The organism is Companilactobacillus allii (assembly GCF_001971585.1).
Classification (GTDB): Bacteria; Bacillota; Bacilli; order Lactobacillales; family Lactobacillaceae; genus Companilactobacillus; species Companilactobacillus allii.
The window spans coordinates 1,597,469-1,617,021 of the sequence record NZ_CP019323.1 but is presented as its reverse complement, the minus strand read 5'-3'; the positions used below and the strand labels follow the sequence as shown (position 1 = coordinate 1,617,021).

18 protein-coding genes are annotated in these 19,553 nt (G+C 33.7%); 8 read left to right on the top strand and 10 right to left on the bottom strand.

Annotated features, from left to right (window positions below; translation table 11 throughout):
• Together BTM29_RS07785 and BTM29_RS07780 are read right to left on the bottom strand one after the other, a co-directional pair.
• The gene (locus BTM29_RS07785) at window positions 1-783 is read right to left on the bottom strand and encodes a phage antirepressor (protein ID WP_076615755.1); all 783 of its coding nucleotides are present in this window, start codon (window positions 781-783) and stop codon (window positions 1-3) included.
• Window positions 784-801: 18 nt separating this feature from the next.
• Window positions 802-1,005: a helix-turn-helix domain-containing protein gene (locus BTM29_RS07780; protein ID WP_076615752.1), complete on the bottom strand. Its 204-nt coding sequence runs from the start codon at window positions 1,003-1,005 to the stop codon at window positions 802-804.
• Between the two features lie 411 nt (window positions 1,006-1,416).
• Here BTM29_RS07780 and BTM29_RS07775 point away from each other — a divergent pair, with 411 nt between their 5' ends.
• The 4 genes from BTM29_RS07775 to BTM29_RS07760 all read left to right on the top strand — a co-directional run bounded on the left by BTM29_RS07775 (window position 1,417) and on the right by BTM29_RS07760 (window position 4,585).
• Window positions 1,417-1,749, top strand: coding sequence for a helix-turn-helix domain-containing protein (locus BTM29_RS07775; protein ID WP_076615749.1), 333 nt, complete (start codon window positions 1,417-1,419; stop codon window positions 1,747-1,749).
• A 3-nt stretch (window positions 1,750-1,752) separates the two neighbouring features.
• Entirely contained in the window at window positions 1,753-2,151 is a 399-nt protein-coding gene (locus tag BTM29_RS07770) for a M48 family metalloprotease (RefSeq protein ID WP_076615746.1), read from the top strand.
• A gap of 64 nt (window positions 2,152-2,215) precedes the next feature.
• On the top strand, window positions 2,216-3,292 hold the full coding sequence (locus BTM29_RS07765; RefSeq protein WP_076615743.1) for a hypothetical protein: 1,077 nt from the start codon (window positions 2,216-2,218) through the stop codon (window positions 3,290-3,292).
• 117 nt (window positions 3,293-3,409) lie between these two features.
• Window positions 3,410-4,585, top strand: coding sequence for a site-specific integrase (locus BTM29_RS07760; RefSeq protein WP_076615740.1), 1,176 nt, complete (start codon window positions 3,410-3,412; stop codon window positions 4,583-4,585).
• Between the two features lie 208 nt (window positions 4,586-4,793).
• Here the strand turns inward: BTM29_RS07760 and BTM29_RS07755 are convergent, their stop codons facing one another.
• From BTM29_RS07755 to BTM29_RS07750, 3 genes are all read right to left on the bottom strand, one after another.
• Complete coding sequence (locus BTM29_RS07755) at window positions 4,794-5,615, bottom strand: Cof-type HAD-IIB family hydrolase (RefSeq protein ID WP_076615737.1); 822 nt, start codon at window positions 5,613-5,615, stop codon at window positions 4,794-4,796.
• A gap of 169 nt (window positions 5,616-5,784) precedes the next feature.
• The gene (locus BTM29_RS13070; RefSeq protein ID WP_257787683.1) at window positions 5,785-5,910 is read right to left on the bottom strand and encodes a hypothetical protein; all 126 of its coding nucleotides are present in this window, start codon (window positions 5,908-5,910) and stop codon (window positions 5,785-5,787) included.
• 119 nt (window positions 5,911-6,029) lie between these two features.
• Window positions 6,030-6,968 (bottom strand): DMT family transporter, encoded by a 939-nt coding sequence (locus tag BTM29_RS07750; protein ID WP_076615733.1) that lies wholly within the window; start codon window positions 6,966-6,968, stop codon window positions 6,030-6,032.
• 179 nt (window positions 6,969-7,147) lie between these two features.
• Between BTM29_RS07750 and BTM29_RS07745 the strand changes: the two genes are divergently transcribed.
• Complete coding sequence (locus tag BTM29_RS07745; protein ID WP_076615730.1) at window positions 7,148-7,429, top strand: hypothetical protein; 282 nt, start codon at window positions 7,148-7,150, stop codon at window positions 7,427-7,429.
• 85 nt (window positions 7,430-7,514) lie between these two features.
• Here the strand turns inward: BTM29_RS07745 and BTM29_RS07740 are convergent, their stop codons facing one another.
• Together BTM29_RS07740 and glnA are read right to left on the bottom strand one after the other, a co-directional pair.
• The gene (locus BTM29_RS07740) at window positions 7,515-10,505 is read right to left on the bottom strand and encodes an LTA synthase family protein (RefSeq protein ID WP_076615727.1); all 2,991 of its coding nucleotides are present in this window, start codon (window positions 10,503-10,505) and stop codon (window positions 7,515-7,517) included.
• Between the two features lie 251 nt (window positions 10,506-10,756).
• Complete coding sequence (glnA, locus tag BTM29_RS07735; protein WP_289781537.1) at window positions 10,757-12,085, bottom strand: type I glutamate--ammonia ligase; 1,329 nt, start codon at window positions 12,083-12,085, stop codon at window positions 10,757-10,759.
• Window positions 12,086-12,384: 299 nt separating this feature from the next.
• Here glnA and BTM29_RS07730 point away from each other — a divergent pair, with 299 nt between their 5' ends.
• Window positions 12,385-13,356: a GMP reductase gene (locus tag BTM29_RS07730; RefSeq protein WP_076615723.1), complete on the top strand. Its 972-nt coding sequence runs from the start codon at window positions 12,385-12,387 to the stop codon at window positions 13,354-13,356.
• Between the two features lie 299 nt (window positions 13,357-13,655).
• Here BTM29_RS07730 and BTM29_RS13065 read toward each other — a convergent pair whose 3' ends face one another.
• Genes BTM29_RS13065 through BTM29_RS07720 form a run of 3 tightly spaced genes read right to left on the bottom strand, consistent with a single transcriptional unit; the run spans window position 13,656 to window position 17,122 of the window.
• Window positions 13,656-13,778 carry a hypothetical protein gene (locus BTM29_RS13065; protein ID WP_257787681.1) on the bottom strand — a complete coding sequence of 41 codons (123 nt, stop codon included), beginning with the start codon at window positions 13,776-13,778 and terminating at the stop codon, window positions 13,656-13,658.
• 7 nt (window positions 13,779-13,785) lie between these two features.
• Entirely contained in the window at window positions 13,786-14,751 is a 966-nt protein-coding gene (locus tag BTM29_RS07725; RefSeq protein ID WP_076615720.1) for a glycosyltransferase family 2 protein, read from the bottom strand.
• A 25-nt stretch (window positions 14,752-14,776) separates the two neighbouring features.
• Window positions 14,777-17,122 (bottom strand): ArnT family glycosyltransferase, encoded by a 2,346-nt coding sequence (locus BTM29_RS07720; RefSeq protein ID WP_083686027.1) that lies wholly within the window; start codon window positions 17,120-17,122, stop codon window positions 14,777-14,779.
• 246 nt (window positions 17,123-17,368) lie between these two features.
• Between BTM29_RS07720 and BTM29_RS07715 the strand changes: the two genes are divergently transcribed.
• Together BTM29_RS07715 and BTM29_RS07710 are read left to right on the top strand one after the other, a co-directional pair.
• On the top strand, window positions 17,369-18,061 hold the full coding sequence (locus BTM29_RS07715; protein ID WP_076615716.1) for a response regulator transcription factor: 693 nt from the start codon (window positions 17,369-17,371) through the stop codon (window positions 18,059-18,061).
• The gene (locus tag BTM29_RS07710; protein WP_076615712.1) at window positions 18,045-19,373 is read left to right on the top strand and encodes a sensor histidine kinase; all 1,329 of its coding nucleotides are present in this window, start codon (window positions 18,045-18,047) and stop codon (window positions 19,371-19,373) included. The genes BTM29_RS07715 and BTM29_RS07710 overlap by 17 nt, the downstream gene beginning before the upstream one ends.
• Window positions 19,374-19,553 lie beyond the last annotated feature (180 nt).

The following is a 19,553-nucleotide window of genomic DNA, read 5'->3' as shown; positions in this document are numbered from 1 at the left end:
TTACACCTCCAATAAGACATTTATATTTAAAAACTTGTTAATGAAGTATTGTTGGCCTCTGCCAGTTACTTTAGGTGTCTTAGTAACAACGGTTACACCATTGCCATTTACATGACTGGATTCTTTAATCTTGAATAATCCCATATCCATTGATTTTTGTGTTGGAGAATTGTAGTCAGCACCGTGACGCTTTATTAAATAGCCATTTTCACGTAACCATTTAAACAATCTGTTTTGACCAATCTCCACACCGTTGCCCTTTAGTATCTTTGCTAATTCACCAACCAAAATTGTTGAATTACTTGTTGTCACTGAATCTGCAAAAATTGCTTTAGGTTTCATTTCCTTAGCTTGTTTCTCCGCAATCAATCTACCTTCACGTTCTGTCTTAAGTTGTGTAGCTAATCTAATCAAATAATCTGGATCAGTTAGCGTATTCTCAATTGCTGAATCAGTTAGATAAGCGCCATGCTTTCTGATTGACGGTAGAACTTCTGACGTTACCCAATGTTTGAATTCCTTAGCTGTTGGTAACTTACTTGAAAGAATCAAACTGTAAAGACCTGATTCATTGATGACTGTTGTATTCTGATTTCTACCTATGGCGTCCTGAATTGGGACGTCACATTTATCATCATTATCCACATGATCTTGAATAGCTTTTCTACTTCTGGAATATCCAAGAACATTTGCAACGTCATTACCAACAAAATATGGTTCATTATCAATTTGCACTGTTCGTACATTGTTTCCTTTAAAATTAAATTCCTGTAAGTTGTTCATTACTTACTCCCCTCTTTTTTATAGATTTAAAACTCGTGCTACTTGTTCACGTAGTTCACGTGACTTAGGTGTCATGTCACCTTTAATGGCTCTATTTAGTTGTTGTGGATTAGCATGAATCAATTCAGCTAACTCTTTTTGAGTCATATCTCGATTAAGCAATGCGACCTTAATTGATCGTTCAATATCATGTGCTACCTTTGCGAATTGTTGTTCTGGCATGTAATCAACTCCTTTCTATTGTTATAATTTGGTTATTCCATATATTCGAACCTTATGAAGTTAACCTATCAACTGCAGAATGCCTAACACCAGAGCAAATATTGAAAGAATGGTAGATATTCCTAATAAAAACCAATACTTTTGATCATCCATATTTCCTACCTCCTTTACTGTTATTTTTTCATCAAGTTATTGCCAAAATAACAGTGCTGGTGTAATATTAAGGCATATTAAATAAGCAATTTAAACCCTATTACTACCGCAATTCTCGCCAAAGCATTGTATCGGTGGTCGTTTGTTTCTGTCGCTCAATTACTTGATGAATTAATAATACCACAGGTGTAAAAATATGCAACGTTTTTATTCCATAGGTGTAAATTCATCCTATTTAAAATAGGAGGAACCATTGCTATGACGGTGTATGAGAACATAAAAAAATATGCAAAAAAAAGAAATATGAACCTTCAAGATGTGGCACTTAAAGCCGGATTAAGTAAAAATATGATTTATCAATATAATAAAGGAAAAAATCCCTCATTAGAGACTTTAACAAAAATTGCTGAAATACTTGGAGTTTCATATAATGACCTAGCTGGCGATAATTCTACTATTAACGCTAAGTCTAAAAAAGTAGATATTAAAGATGCTATGCAAGATGACTACACTATCATGAGCTATGGTGGTAGAGAAATACCACCAGAGGAATTAGAAATGATTAGACGTATCTTAGATGGGGGAAAATAATATATGAGTGATGTTACAACTTACTTACTGAATTACGCATTAGATCATCACATAGGATTCGAATTACTTAATGGAATAGATTCTGATTGGCCTTCCTTAGCTATACCAGAACGTAACATGATGTTTATTAATACGAATTGGTACAAGCAAGAGGAACTACCAATGGTGGTAGCTCATGAGATTGGTCATATGCTTAATGGTGATTCTTGCTATATGTATGACAAGTCTAGTGTGGGAAAAATTAATGCTGAAAGTGCTGCTAATAAAGTAGCCATAGATTTACTACTACAATATTGTAAAGATTATGATATCCACTTCAATAGCTATATTATGTTCATTCAGCAATTCTGTATTCCATTAAAATATGAATATATTGCCAAAAGAAAAATGGCTGTAATGTGATTTTTAATACATCCCTTCTGATATACTTATACTGATTAAATATATATTTATGGGGGAAAAGTTAATGGACTATTTTTGGATAATTTTTAATGTATTACTGATTGTTGCACTAATTTATTGGATGTTTAGAAGTTATAAAAGTAAAAAATACAACAAGATATTATTTGTAATTTCAGTAATTGTATCGGTAATACTTATAATACCTTTGTTAAATGGCATAGTTTCTAATGCTGACAGTATTATTCATCCCACACCATTTTTAAAATTAAGATCTAAGAATGTACATATTAATGGTACACATACCAAAGGTGTTTTATATGGTGAAACACTATCAAACAGTAAAGTGATTTTAAAAGATGCTGATGGCATAGATGACAATATTATTGTTAAGTCTAATGGGAACGGTACTTTTAAAGCAACTGGGTTAGATGATCGTACTGATTATAAAGTTACGGCCCAAAAAAATGGTAAAAAATCAGATACACTTAAAATATCTGTCGGAGACATCCCAGAATCAGCATATACAAAATTGCATGTAAATCATTCTAATTCCAATAATGCTTTAATTATCAATAATACCGATGGAAATACTATTACTGCTAGTGGTACTAGTTCACCAAACGCAATTATTAAATTTGAAAATCCAGATGATAATTATCGAGTAATTAAAAAAATTACTGCTAATAATAACGGAAAATGGACCATCAAATTAAATGGTCCTGGTACAGGTGAAACAGACAAGAAAGAGATCGAATATTATATAGAAGCAAAAATTAGTAATCGACTTACTAATAATGATGGCGCTATTTTTATTGAAAATACCAATCATAAAAACACACCTAAAAAGAAAATAAATAAATACGATAAATATACTAAACAATTGAATGGTTATGTAAACCGTGGTAATGCAACTGATGTTAGTTATGATCAGACTGGTAATACCGTAACTTGGACTGGTTTTGAAGCTTGGGAGGATTATTCTCATAATGATTTAGAGCCACTTATAACATTATTACAGGCAGTAACTCTAAGACGTGCCGATGCTAATAATGTAGAGACACCAAATATTAAAATCATTTTACCCAATGGACAGCAAATTGCTCATCGTGATGTTGGTAATGAAATGAAATTTGACAATTAATCACAAAAATAAATCTAAGTCTCAAGTAGGCTTATTTATTTTTACCAAAATTAAGGAGGTGATACCTGATTTACTCTCATAATTTGCGCTCCCACGCTTGAAATGAGGAGTAATAATATGGCAACAATAACAAAATATACATTAAAAAATGGCAAGTCAATGTGGAGATGTATTTATCCTAGTAGCATTGATCCATTAACAAATAAAGTAAAAAGAACTACAAAACGTGGCTTTAAAACTAAGGCGGAGTGTCAAAAGTTTCTAAATGCAAAATTATCTGAAATTGATAACCATGGATATTCTAACGACTCTGATCTTACTTATAAAAGAGTATATGAATATTTTCTTGAGTCCTATAAAAATACAGTCAAAGAGAGCACGCTAAATCGTGTTGAGGGGCTTTTTAAGCACCACATCTTGCCTCCACTAGGAAGTTTCAAGATAAAAAAAATAACCACTCCTATGTGCCAGGAAGCGGTTAATAAGTGGTCTAATGAACTATCATCATTCAAAATGGTTAAATACTATGCGAATCTTGTATTTAAAGAAGCCATTAGATTAAAGATTATCTATGATAACCCTATGAGCTTAATTGTAATGCCAAAGAAAAAACAACAAGTGGTTAATAAACCAGCTAATTTTTGGACTAAGGAAGAAACAGCTATGTTCTTTGACCAACTATATAAAACTTATTCCGACCATAATCAAAAAGCTGTAGCAATGTTCAGACTTTTATTTTTTTCCGGAATGAGAAAAGGTGAACTCTTAGCATTGCAGATCAACGATATTGATTTTGATAATAAAACTTTAACCATCAATAAAACTGTAAGTCGTGGAATAGATAATAAACCTATTATTTCTACACCTAAAACTAAAACGTCTGTTAGAACTATCGGTCTTGATAGTCAAACTTGTTCAGTTTTAAAAAAGTGGCTTAAAGAATTGAGAAAAGAAATGTTTGTCCTTGGTTATAATATTGATAGCTCAAACGATCAATTATTGTTCCCTAACACATACAACGAACTATTGAGCTTAACTAAAATCAATAAATGGTTACAGGTCATAATAAATACATACAATAAAAATCATGACGAAAAGTTAAAACGTATTAACATTCACGGAATCAGACATACAGCATGTTCCCTCATGCTTGAATCTGGTTCAAGTATCAAAGCTGTTCAACTTCAACTTGGACACTCCGATACATCCCAAATCATGAAAGTTTATTGGCACATATCTAATAAAACACAAATGAATACTGTTAACAACCTCGCAAAGTTTGTGAATTTTTAAAGTGTGTCACGGGTGTGTCACGGATATATTTTAACAGGCTGTAGCCCTTGTACCTATTGCTATTAAGGCATTTTGACCATTGAGGGTATCTTCCTCGTAGTTCGCTTTATAGAGTTTCAAATAATGTATACAAAAAATCGTTAGTCAGTTGACTAGCGATTTTTTTGTACTTCAATTTTCACTACGATTAGGAAATAAAACTTATTGTCTACAGTATGAATTTATTAATAACTTCAGCCAAGGCGTCATGATTGTTATCAGCTTCAGTCACATACTTAGCGACTGCTTTTACACTGTCAATTCCATTGGCAACACTAACTGGTAGACCAACTACTTTAAGCATCGACAGGTCATTACTATTATCACCAGCAGCAATAATTTCTTCTGGCTTAATATTTAATGACTCACCCAACTGGATAGCTGCACTTCCCTTATCAATGCCGGATGGATTGAATTCCACATAGCGTCCAGATGAGAATGTTACTGCTAATTTACTTGGATCAACTTGTTCTTCAACATCTTTACGCATTTCTTTACGTTCATCTATCGTTTCCAGTGCCATAATTACCTTCATAATATTTTGACCTTCAAATTGATCAAAATCAGGTGTTGTCATTGTGCTGAAAGAAACTCCTCGATTCTTCAAATACATTGAATCATCAGTAGCTGGATTGAAAATATACAATTTGTCTTGCGTATAAACGTGAGTTGCGGCCTTCTTATTAGCTGCACCGATCTCAAAAACACTCTTAGCAACATCGAACGGCATTGCATTAACAATTAATGGACGATTATCCTTATTCTCTAAAACTAATCCTCCATTATATGAGATTGAATACTCATTTGGTTGGTCACGTAAATTCATTTTCTCTAAATCATTTTGAAATGATGTGTAGCTTCGGCCTGAATTTGGCACAAAGTGTACTCCTTTAGCAGTGGCTGCTTTGATGGCAGCTACATTTTTTTCAGATAAACTACCATCATCATTCATTAATGTTTCATCAAGATCACAAACAATCATTTTATACATAAATAACTCCCCCAAAATTGAAATATTACCTATACAACTGTATCTAACATTTTGTGTAAGCGCAACCGTTTGAAAAATACTATCCAAATAAGAATGTCTGTAATAATCACGCCACTAAAAAAGAGGCCCAGAACTTTATAAGTTCTAAACCTCTCATTATACTGTTTACTTAGGCTTTTTGAAGTTTGCCGACGGCTTCTTCGATTGTTTTACCGTTAGCAAAAACATTTGAATCGTTTTTTTCGTAAACGGTAAACAATTGAGTATCCGTATTTAAAGTTACTTGATATTTCATCTTGTTTACCTCCTTAATAGTTAATATCTCCTAATGTTAAACGTTTTCATAAATTTGTCAAATATTTTATTCTATTTCTGTAAAACGCTTTCAATTTTAGGGTTTTCATAAACATACATTCACGCATTGATCAGTAAAACTCCAGCAATCATAACTACGATACCAATAACCTGAATTAATACTATTGGATTCTTCCTAGAACCAAACAATCCAAACTCATCAATCAACATACCAGCTGATACTTGACCCAGTAAAGACAGGACTATAACTTTACCAGTTCCAAGTATAGGAACCATAGCAATACTAATTAGTACATAAGATCCGCCCAGAATACCACCTATCCATAACCACCATGGATTTTTCTTGGTAAAGGCCAATTTAATATTGCTTATTCCATGATCATAAAATAATACTACTAGTACTAACATAATCGTACCCACAAAAAAAGATATGAATGACGCATGCAATTTGGAATTAACGACTACACCTAAATGGGCATTGATTGCAGTTTGTAAAGACATCATTGATCCAGCAGCTAACGACATTAATCTCCAAGGCCAAACCTTATTTGTTTGACGTTTTCTAGTAATATATTTGTGCTGTAATATTTGTCCACTAATAATCATTGCAAGATATACACCAATCAACATGACAATCATACCCAAGATACGTATCAGTGTAAGATTTTGTTGATTAGAGTCAAACCATCCGAAATTATCGATTATTAAGCCTGTAATAATTTGACTTACAATGGGTAAAACCGCTGTTTGAACTCCTCCCAAATGTGGAAATACCAAAATATTGATTGTTAAAATGGAAAAGCCTAATATTCCACCTATCCAAATCCACCAAGGATTTTCCCAAAACAAGCGTAATGGCACCGTTAACTTGGTTCCTGATATTATCGTTATGAATCCTAAATAAATAGCACCAACCATAAATGAGATCAAAGAAGCTAAATATGGCGAGATAACTAAGCCTCTCAAACGTGAATTGATTGCAGTTTGAAATGGCAAAATCAATCCCATCATAATAGCAAGCGCAATAAACAGAATCATTGATTTAGCCTCTTTTCAAAGCAGGAAAACTTGCCATATATGTAATTTACCACCATGGTCTTTTAGCAAACAATTATTTGGTACTATTGAGTGCATACAATTAGTCAATTTGCGAAGCATTTCACGATGATGGTGATATTTGGTATACTTTTGATAGATACCACTAAAGGGGCGAAATTATGAAATTAGATATTAACATGATCAACGGCGATTCAATCACAGTAACAGATAACACTTATATTAAAGCTTGGAAATCTTCATCATCACGTTTTAGTGATGACGGGGATGGATATTACTTGGAGAATATTTTTGAAGGTAACTTTGAAGATGGCAAAGTCACCGAAGAAGATGAAGTAGTAAAAATCGAAGGCTTGATTGGTGCAGCTGATTGGTTCACTATTGGAAAAGATAGTAATAAGACATTTAAGTCCACTGCGGTTCTTGGTATAAGTAGAGATTAAGATCTAATTAAATAAAAGGACAAATATCCAGTATTTACTTTTGCGTAAATACTGGATATTTGTCCTTTTTATTCAAAAAAATACTTTACTTAACTTTTTGTTCAGCCCATTTAGCAGAGTACTGGTTACCAGCAGTAATATCGTATTGAATCATCTTATAGTCATGCAGAACTTCTTTTTGCTTGGCTGTAAGGTTATCTGATTCAATCTTCTTGCTATTCTTAGTAATGAATACTTGTGACCCATTAAAGGCGTTAGAACCGTTATCTGACGTGTTTGTGGTTGCAGCAGGTAACGTAGATGCCACTTTAGTCATCATTGCATAATACGGACTGACTTTAATTCCAGCCTGTTTCATTGCTAATGCAGAAAATTCATAAGGTGATATTACCTGTACCCCGCTTTGCTTAGTACGATCACGAATATACTTATTATTGTAAATAAAGTAATCCGTTTGATGCAATTGGATTCCGTACTCATCCATTGAATCATTATCATACAACGAAGCAAGATGATCTCCATACCAAACTAAAGTAATCGGTTTATTTATTCCATCTAATTTAGCAAGGAATTTCTTAGTCGCTTTATCTGTATAATTTAACCCCTGTGAATAATACTCAACACGAGCTCTATATACATCAGGAGCCGCATTTCCACTGATCGTATAATTATGTTTCTTATAGTAGTTATTAAACGGCATATGATTTTGCATAGTAGACAGTTGAATAAACTGTGTCTTATTCGTTGAATTAGAAATCACATCTAAAGTATCTTTATAAGCTGATTCATCATCAATATATGGACTATCGTCAATTTTTTTGGTGTACTTCAGCTTATCTTTACTTCCAACATAATAAAACTTTTGAAATCCGAATTTTTTAAAGACATTTTTACGATTGTATAATGATGCAACATATGGATGAACGGCAACTTTTTCATCAAACAAGTTTGTAATATTAGGCGCTATATTCTGTTTTGTTACCAATTGTGTGTACGGTGTTGGCAATGTTGGGGATAACGAGCTTAGATCAAGTCCTGTAAGTGATTCCCATTCAATATTTGCCGTACCGCCACCATAACCTGTCGACATCATTAATCCTGAAGTCGTGTTCTTTTTAATGTTTCTTATATTTGTCATTGGATCCGGTGTGACTGCTTGATTAGGTACACGATCAGGATCACTGAAACTTTCACTTAAATTAAAAATAAATGTTTGATCCTTCGACCAAGAAGTACGATTCTCATTAATGGAATCTGCCTCATTGTCATATTTTTTCATAATCTTGTTCACTTCAGCTTTTGAATATCCAGATGGTTTATCCATAACCTTAGTATCAACATTATTTACAAACTGCACAATTGGACCATTAACTTGTGCACCTAATTCTTGATTGTAAAAGAAACGATTTATTTTAGACATATTAAATACAGTAAACGGGATTGAATTCTCATGGTTAACGAAAAAGGCACTTGATAGGAATACTACTGACAAAACTGTCCAAATAATTCTTCCTATCCAAGTCATTTTTAAAGTACTTTGTTGAGAATATCGATGTTGTAAAAATACTGCCCCAAAAATGAAGACAAATATCAATACAAACCCAATAATAATCAATGCTGGATTAACCATCCCTAAAATATCCTTAATACCACCAAGCATTTGTAAATCAGACGGTAATACCGGCTCATCACGCAATGGCATCTTAAGATAATTAGCAATTCCCAAAGCCAATTCAATTATTAACGGAATAATAAATGAATACCAAAAACGTTTAGTAATCATATATATTAATATCAATAATGACATTGCAAACAACATATTAATAACAATTGCGGCTTGGCGACTAAATAGAATATACAAAATTGACGGATGCCAAGTAGAAACACCAACTTTAAGCTTTGCTGGCGAAACTGACAACATTTGCACTATTGTCACTACATAAAAGAACAAAGCTGAATAGAATATCTTCTTATGAGAACCAACCCACTTACCAATATTTCTTAATTTAAGCATAAATTCAGTAGAGTTAGAAAAAGATAAACTAGATGCTATCTTTTTGAAAACGGGTATTTTTGATAATAAAATTAAAGCTATAGCCATTACCATGGCAGCAACAAACATAAGTATCGAATCCTTTAATAATACTAATAACCACTGCTTAGTTGAACTAATCGTAAAGCCAGTTAGGTATTTCTCTATTAAAGTAATATTAGGTTCCCAATTAATCACTACTTGAACACTAATTAAAAAAGCTCCAATTACACTGGCTGAAGTTTTGAATCTCTTGAATATAGCCATTCCAAACACAAACAGAAAAAATGTCAAATACATCGCAAAAATAGAATTCGGTACATCAAATCTAGTCATTGCTTCTGTATTTTCGTTGATCATGTAAGAAATTTGTTCCATCAGCCAAGTCAACCCAAAGTAAATTCCAGCACTAACAATCAGATGTAGCAACTTAAATCGTACTTTCATGAAGTCAAATCTTTGAATTGCATAACCAACAATTACTAGATAAAGTAACCAGACTGGATTACTACCTGAGTTTAATAGCCAAACATCGTGACCAAAAAGTGTTGGAACAATCACAAATAAAAACGTCGTTGCCATCAATAATCTTCTGATAAACACGTCGTTCTTGGCTTCCATATAAGTAAATAAATATGGAATAAGTAGCATAACTAATACCAGTGCAGAACCATAAGCAAAAATATTGGTACTCATCGGAAACAGAATTGCCCAAAAATTACGCCAGGTTAATTCTGTTGAACGGATCAATAATATTGCATCCATAGCCAAAATAGAAATGACGTAATACAATATATATTTTCCAATACTTTGAGTAAACTTTCCTTTTTTAAATCTCGACGAATAATAGCCAAAATACATTGGCAATAGATTCAATCCCAAAATTGAAACAGACGTCAATAATTGGTACGCCAAATACCTCAATTCATTACTACTATAATCTGGCATCGTACTAGAAGTCATGGCACGCTGTAAAATCATTAAAACGGCCGTGATCAATACAATTATGAAATTAAACTTTTTAGATGTTCTTCCCTCAATCAAATTTAAACCTTCTCAACAAAATATAATTTATTAAAATGAAAATTCACATGAAATTATATCATATAAAAAGTTCTAAATATCAAAAAAAATTTACAAAAAAAAGGAGACACAATTTAAATGTTGTGTCTCCCCTTCAATATCCTTTATGCTCTCTGGGGGAAAGCAGTAATCAAAAAATGATTACACCAAATTCTAACATCTAATTTCTAATGGCGTCCAGAAACTAGTACTTGAATTCCAATCTGTAAATATTAATACAATGGCATATAAGTATCACGTTCCCATTGAGAAACGGTTTGTTGATAACGTGCCCACTCTGCATTCTTAGCAGCAAACAAACTATTTGTTAGTCCTTTACCAAGTGAAGATTGAACGAATTCATCTTTACGTAGTGCCTTTAGTGAATTATGTAGTGTTGAAGGAAGATCAACGATGCCTTCAATACGACGCTCGTCTTCTGTCATTTCATAAATGTTTTCTTTAACTTCTGGCATTAACTCGTAGTTATTAGCAATTCCATCTAGTCCGGCATCAAGAATACATGCAATGGCCAAATATGGATTGGTTGTTGGATCAACACTTCTCATTTCAACACGTTTTGACTTACCTTTTGCGGCAGGTACACGGATAAGTGGTGATCTATTCTTACTTGACCAAGCAATATAAGTTGGTGCTTCAAATCCTGGAACTAATCGTTTGTATGAATTAACTGTTGGATTGTTGACTGCTGTCAATGCTCTAGCATGTTTCAAGATTCCACTCATAAATTGCTTAGCAACATCTGATAACATATCGTTTTCATCATCAAAGATGTTTACATCCCCATTGAATAGAGACATATTAATGTGCATTCCGGATCCGTTGATACCTTGTAGAGGTTTTGGCATAAATGTAGCATACATACCATTTTCCTTAGCAATAGTCTTTACTACTAATTTAAATGTTTGAATACTGTCAGCTGCTGAAAGTGCATTTTCATACTTGAAATCAATTTCTTGTTGACCAGGTGCGACTTCGTGGTGACTTGCTTCAACTTCAAATCCCATTTTTTCAAGTTTTAATACAATATCTTTACGAACATTCTCGCCCAAATCAACTGGTGAGAAATCAAAATAACTACCATCATCATTGAGCTTAAGTGTAGGTTGGCCTGTTTCATCTGTATTAAATAAGAAAAATTCTGGTTCAGGTCCAATATTGAAGTTCGTATATCCCATTTTCTGCATCTTTTTAACAATGCGTTGTAAGTTTACACGTGGATCTCCTGCAAAGGGTTGTCCATCAGTTGTGTAAATATCACAGATCAATCGGGCAACTTTCCCATGTTCTGATCCCCATGGGAAAATCAACCATGTAGACAAGTCAGGATGTAACAACATGTCACTTTCTTCAATTCTTGTAAATCCATCGATTGATGAACCATCGAATGTAATCTTATTAGCAAGCACCTTATCGATTTGAGATACTGGTACTTCAACATTCTTGATGATTCCGTTGATATCTGTAAACATCAAACAAATAAATTCGACATTTTCATCAACAGTCATCTTTTTAATATCTTCAGCAGAATACTTATGCACAATAACCACTCCTATTTGTATATACCATTTTTTAGTGAGTCTTTAACCAGCGCCATTCTCATGGTGTTTTTTGATAATAGAACGATAATACCAATTTCATTTAATGCTGTCAAATCAATTATTAAAGAAAACATACATTAATTTAATTTACTTATAATTGTACTAGAAAGTACTATGAAAAATAAAGGGTTATGGCATATTTTTTAATTGACAATTAGTAAGTTACACGTTAAGTTATATATGCGAACAAAACAAGATATTAAAATAATTATTGTTCGTATTTTGGAGTGAATAAATATATGCAAGTTTTTGATTATGAAGATATCCAACTAATCCCGAATAAATGTATTGTTGACAGTCGTTCAGAATGTGACACAAGTGTCACTTTTGGACCACGAACTTTTAAAATTCCCGTGGTACCTGCTAATATGCAAACCATTATTGATGAAAACTTAGCTGAAAAATTGGCTGAAAACAATTATTTTTACATTATGCATCGTTTTCAACCTGAGAAACGTATTGAATTTATAAAAGATATGAACAAAAAAAATCTATTTACCTCAATAAGTGTTGGTATAAAAGATGAAGAATTTGAATTTATCAATGAATTAAAGCATCAAGGACTAAAACCAGATTATATAACAATTGACGTTGCTCACGGTCATAGCGATCGTGTTATTCAAATGATTAAGTGTGTTAAATCCTACTTGCCCGACTCATTTTTAATTGCCGGAAATGTCGGTACTCCTGAAGCAGTCCGTGAATTGGAAAACGCTGGTGCAGATGCCACTAAGGTTGGTATTGGTCCTGGTAAAGCATGTATTACTAAATTAAAAACAGGATTTGGTACTGGTGGTTGGCAATTAGCCGCTATTAGACTCTGTGCAAAAGCCGCAAGCAAACCCATTATAGCTGATGGTGGTATAAGAAATGACGGTGACATCGCTAAATCAGTACGTTTTGGAGCAAGTATGGTAATGATTGGTTCTCTATTTGCTGGACATACTGAGTCTCCCGGTAAAATTGTTGAAAAAGATGGTCAAGAGTACAAAGAATACTTTGGCTCTGCATCTCAATTCCAAAAAGGCGTTTATAAGAACGTTGAAGGTAAAAAGATGTTGGTTCCTTATAAAGGATCCATTGTAAACACATTGACAGAGATGCAAGAAGATCTCCAATCAGCCATTTCATATGCTGGTGGAAAGACTCTTGATTCACTTAGAAAAGTTGATTACGTAATCGTTAAAAATTCTATTTATAACGGTGACTAATACTACTCAAATATTCAATTTGATGCTCAAAATAGGATCTTCACTTTTGTGAAAATCCTATTTTTTTATACAAAAAAAAGCTGATGACTGGGTTATCATCAGCTTCTTCAATGAATGGGATAGTTCATGTTCAATCTGGTATTCAATTGTCCATGACAATTGCGTTACCTACCAAATTTATCACTACTTTAACACACTAGCGTGAGTTTAAAAAGCATTCAACTTCAAATAGTTGAAATTTGTTTCAACATGTTAAAACACTAAGTTAATCATATTAAAATTTGTGAGAGAACTAATCGTCACTTCCCTTCTTTTCTTTTGTTTCGTTCCTTATCTTTACTTGACTGATTAGCATCCGTTGGTATCACTAGAATACCAACAATAACTAATAAACTAGTTACTCCAATCAAAATCTGTGTCATTTTTCACCTAGTTACGAATCTGTCTAGTTTCCAAGTGATGAATTCCTTTATTACGCTCTTGAAATCCTTGGGTTTCACTGACAATAAACCTTGGTCGATTATTGACTTGGTCCAACACACGGCCAAGATAACTTCCTAGGATTCCTATGGATAATAGCAGCAATCCAAGTGTGAATAATAATATAGTTACACCAACTGAGGACGCAGTATAGTTGCCAGTCGTGAATAAATATCCAAGATAAAACACACCACTAACTAAAGGAATAATCGAAAACATATTTGCGAACTGTAATGGTTTCATTGAAAATGACGTGATTCCATCAATTGCTAATTTGATCATCTTGGACAAAGGATACTTGGTTTCACCTGCGATACGTTCTTGACGATGATATTTAACACTAGTTTGTTTGAATCCTATCCAGGTAACTTGTCCTCTAACAAAGGGATCTTGTTCATGTAATTTTTGCAATTGTTTAACAGCCTTGCGATTCATCAACCTGAAATCTCCAGTATCAAGTGGCATATCAATAGTTGCTAGTTTTTTGAAGGTTCGATAAAACATTGCGGCGGTGAACTTTTTAAAAGCCGTTTCACCATCCCTTTGCATTCTCTTTCCATAAACAATGTCATATCCTGCATGCCACTTCTCAATCATCCTTGGGATTACCTCTGGTGGATCTTGAAGGTCTGCATCCATTACTACAACGGCATCTCCATGAGTATATTGAAGACCCGCAGTTATAGCCAATTGATGACCAAAATTACGTGAAAACTCAACTAGTTTAATACTAGGATTTTGTTCAATTGCTTTATGAATGATTTGGGCTGAATTATCCTTTGAACCGTCATCAACGAAAATCAGTTCATAATCCTCCTTTTGTTGCTCCGTGAAATTTAATAATGTATCAATAGTTGCCTGTATACCTGGTTCTTCGTTAAAGACCGGTAAGACAATTGAAATTAATTGAGCCATGACTACTCATTCCTTTCATTTAAGTTTAATCATAGATATCTGATAGATCATAAAGAGTTCCAGATGATCCCATTCCACCGGTCATTCCACCAGTCATTCCTTCAGGTGCACCACCCATGTTAGATGGTTTCTTAGAAGGTTTCTTCATCTTACTTGATGAACCTGATGGTTTTTTCATCTTTTTACTTGAGGAACCTGATGGTGGTGTTGCTCCTTGTGAAGTTGGTGCTGTTGAAGAATTTCCACCTGCTCCACTTGGCGCATTTCCAGATGTTGGCGGTGTTCCCATTTCATTTGCAGATGTAGAACTTGTTTTTGTAGATGTGGTGATTGAGGATGTTGCTGAATTATTGCCACTTAATTTGACCTTTTTGGCATTCTTCTTAATCCAGTTAACAATCGCTGTATTACTACCACCAGTTTTACCACCTGAATAGTAATACTTAACTTTTCCTTCTTTAACTAACTTTTTAAATTGTTTTAATGTAATAGCTTTATCTGTTCCATTAAATCCACCAATAGACATGACTGCTTTACCAGTAGAAATAATGTAAGGTGCAGCTGTACTTGAATCATCTGTCGCAAATAAGTATTCAGCATTTCCTTGATGTTTCTTTAAATACTTAAGCAACGTAGAATCAACTGAACCTCCCATACCTCCGGCAGTAGTCATTCCACCACTGGATGTTAATAATGAAGGTCCTGCAGTAGGAATCTGCGCAGATTCACCAGCTATTGTTGGTGTTAATGACCAAAATGTCGGTGCCAACATTATTAAAATAACTCCAGAAATTGGCCAAATGTGCTTGTTTTTCAAATTTATAGAAATCCAAGGTAGGGCGAATAATGGAATTGATATCAAGACACCAACGCCCAATAATACCCAAGCTATTATTGAATAATACTGTGCAACATACCACGCTTGTAATATAGCTGTTGATAGTATTGCTATTGGCAAAATCATTGACCAAAGAGATTTTTCTTTCCACTGCTTGATCATTGTATAAATACCAACACCGCCTAATGCAGCAATCGCTGGTGCAAGCATGATTGTATAGTAAGGATGGAAGAAACTGGCAACTGAGAAGAATCCATATACTGGAACTAACCAACCAGCCCAAAGCCATAATTCCTTACGTTGTGGTGTAAGAGACCACCACTTCTTCATACGTGAACCACGGAAATAAAAGTAACTGGATATTAGACCTAAAATAGAAATAATTAATAACCAACTTATTTGAGGTCCTAAATCTAGTCCAAATAATCTAAACGGACCAACACTACCGATACTAAAGGCTCCACCCCCAGCACCACCAGTACCAGCTCCTTTCGTACTACCTCCAGGACCATTTCCAGTTTTATTCGTTGGAGGCGTTCCAGTTGGCTTTTTAGATGATGATTTAGAAGTTGATGAACTTGGCTTTGCCGGTGGATTATTTGAAGATTTCTTCGACGAAGATCCAGGAGCTTTTGAACTAGCACTCTTCTTGGAACTCGATCCCATACCAGGGAATGCTCCACCAGTACCAGTTGTTTGTCCTAACAAACGTTGCGTACCGTTATATCCAAAGGCAAGCTCCAACGCTGAATTAGTTTCAGAACCACCTTCATATGGACGATTGGATGGATTGGTCATATCAACTGATAATGGCCAAATCAATGTAAACACCGCTAGGAAAACTGTAGCGATTCCCAGATGAGCTAATTTTTTCTTCCAGCCAATATTAGTAGCAATCCAATAATAAAGATATAGGGCCGGTAGAATCATAAAGGCCTGTAACATTTTGACGTTGAAAGCAATACCCATCAATGAAAAGCCTATCCATAAATATCGTTGCTGATTCTTAAATACCGCTTTTTGAACAAAATATATCGATAATAATAAGAAAAATATCAATGTTGCATCCATATTGTTAGTTCTTGAATCGGCAACAACAATAGGCGTTAATGTCATAATCAAGGCCGCTAATCTAGCAGGTATCTTACCAAATCGCCTGTGAATAAGGTTGTACATCAGATATACCGAACCAATTCCAAATAGAATTGATGATAAAACTAAACTCCAACCATGAACACCAAATATCTTGACACTAATTGCCATAAACCAAAGTGCAACGGGTGGCTTATCAACTGTAATAAATCCAGCTGGGTCAAAACTGGCATACCAGAAGTTTTTAAAGCTCTTGGTCATACTGACAACAGCCGCAGTATAAAAGCTATTGGCTTCACCAGCCTCCCAAATGTTCCATGTATATAAAAAGGTCGCTAAAATTAGAATGGCTATTAACCAATAATCATACTTAATCAATTTGATCCTAGTCCATAGACTCACCTTTTGCTTTTTTGTAGTACGCGTCGGTTCATTTTGCATCATTTATCAAACTCCATTCCTTAAAAGGCAATATTAATTAAAAAACAAATGAAGAAATAAACGAGGACCGAGAAGAAAATGGGACTAAACTTTCTAAGTCTTTTTTTCATCTGCTTAACATCCTTTCTTAACAATGTGAACAGATTATCCAAGCTAACTTAAATTAAGCTTAAAGTTAAAAAAATGCTTTATAATAAACTTATTGATCAAAGTGTATGGGAACTACTAATACTGAGGAGAAAATTTATGCAAAAAAATATTAAGATTCTTGTTGTGGAAGATGATGAGAACCTGGCTAGTAATGTCGCATCGTTTCTTTCCGACATTGCCGAAGTTGATATTGAAAATGATGGTCTTAGTGGCAAATTTGCTGCTATAGAAGATGTTCACGATTTAATAATTCTTGATTTGATGCTACCGGGGATGAATGGATATGACATATTAAAAGATATTCGAGCTAACAAGATTACAACTCCTGTACTAATTCTTACTGCCAAAGCAGAATTAGATGATAAGGTTCATGGCTTTGATTTAGGTGCTGATGACTATTTGACTAAACCATTTCACCGTGAAGAATTACAAGCTCGTGTTAAAGCCTTGCTCAAGCGAAGTGGTGTATTGGCTGACGATTCGATATTGAGAATCAACAACATCAAGGTTAATTTGAATAATCATGAAGTGTTTGCTGACCAACAGGCTATTTTATTGAATGGTAAGGAATATGATCTACTAGTTTATCTATTACAAAATAAAAATACCATTCTAACTAAGGATCAAATTTTTGAACGTATTTGGGGATTTGATTCAGATACTTCAATCACGGTTGTTGAAGTCTATATGAGTAACCTTCGTAAAAAAATGCGTCCATCAAATAATGATTACTTAATTAAAACTATTAGAAACGTTGGGTATATTTTTCAAGATGAAAGTCAAAACTAGACAGAACCGGATAACTCGTAGACAACAGTTTCAATTATTCCTATCCATAATGGCGACCTTTGCTATTCTTTTTCTTACTCTTGGTATAATAATTTTTAATTTATTTCAAAGTTCAACCTATCGAAGTATTGATTCTGATATTAAATCCCAAGTTGCTTCAGTAAAAAAACAACCGACCTTGCAGAAAAAAACACAAGATGGACCACATGGACCAGACACTAGTAATGAAAAAAATAATCGACAGCCCGATCCTCAAGCGCCATTTCAGGCTTCTATTTTGGTATTTAGCAGTAGTGGTAAATTATTGAATAAGACAAGCTTAGGTAATAGATATTCAGTCTTAAAACATATCAAATTGAATAAAAAGAATATCAATAAGAAACAAACTCTTACTATAAAAAAGATGAGTTTTCGTGCCTTATTAATTAAAGTTTCGAAAACAAACAATAATCCCATGTATGCTGGCAACTATGTGTTGATAATGCAAAATATTGATACTCAAATCCAAGCAGTGAATAACTTCCAAAAAATATTGATCATTACTTTCTTCATCTTTTGGATCATCGCTTTGATTTTGTCCTATGTACTTACTAGGATCAGTATGTTTCCTATAATCAAGTCATGGAAACAACAAAGTGAATTTGTTAACGATGCCGCACATGAATTACGTACGCCTCTAACTATTATTCAAGGTAAGTTAGAATACATGTTGACTAAACCTCACAAAACCATCATTGACGAAGCCGAGTCGATCTCTGTTTCACTGGATGAAGTCAATCGACTTAACTCTTTAACGAATAATCTACTTATTTTGGCCCGCTCAGATCAGGCAACAACTAAGATGGACTATAAGATAACCACCCCTGAGTTCTTCTTAAAAGATCCCATTATGCCATTTAAAGAAATCATCAACTCACAAAACAAGGTATTCCAAGTTAACATTCATCATAAAAATGATGTTAAATTAAATGTTGACCGGGATAAGATCAAACAGGTTCTAATAATACTTTTAGACAATGCAACAAAGTACACACCGGAAAATGGGACCATAAGGATCTATGACTATATTGATGGTTCAAAGTATCAAATAATTGTCTCTGATACTGGTATTGGTATAAGTGATACTGATAAGAAGAAGATTTTTGGAAGATTTTATCGTGTTGATAAATCAAGAAATCATAATAGTGGTGGTCACGGATTGGGACTAGCCATTGCTCAACAAATAATTAATAATCATCATGGGAAAATATTTGTAAGAAGCAATTTACCAACCGGCAGTGAATTCATTTTTGAACTACCAATTAAGCATTAAATAATATAAAAAAAAGAGGTCTGAATATTGTATTCAGGCCTCTTTTGACGTATATAAAAAATAAAATAAATTATTATTCTAATAAATCATTTCAAAAAGTTTAATAAAAAAATTATGTTTTTTGAATTGTGAAAAATTTAAGCATATGATAATCTGATTAAACAAATCAGAATCAACGGA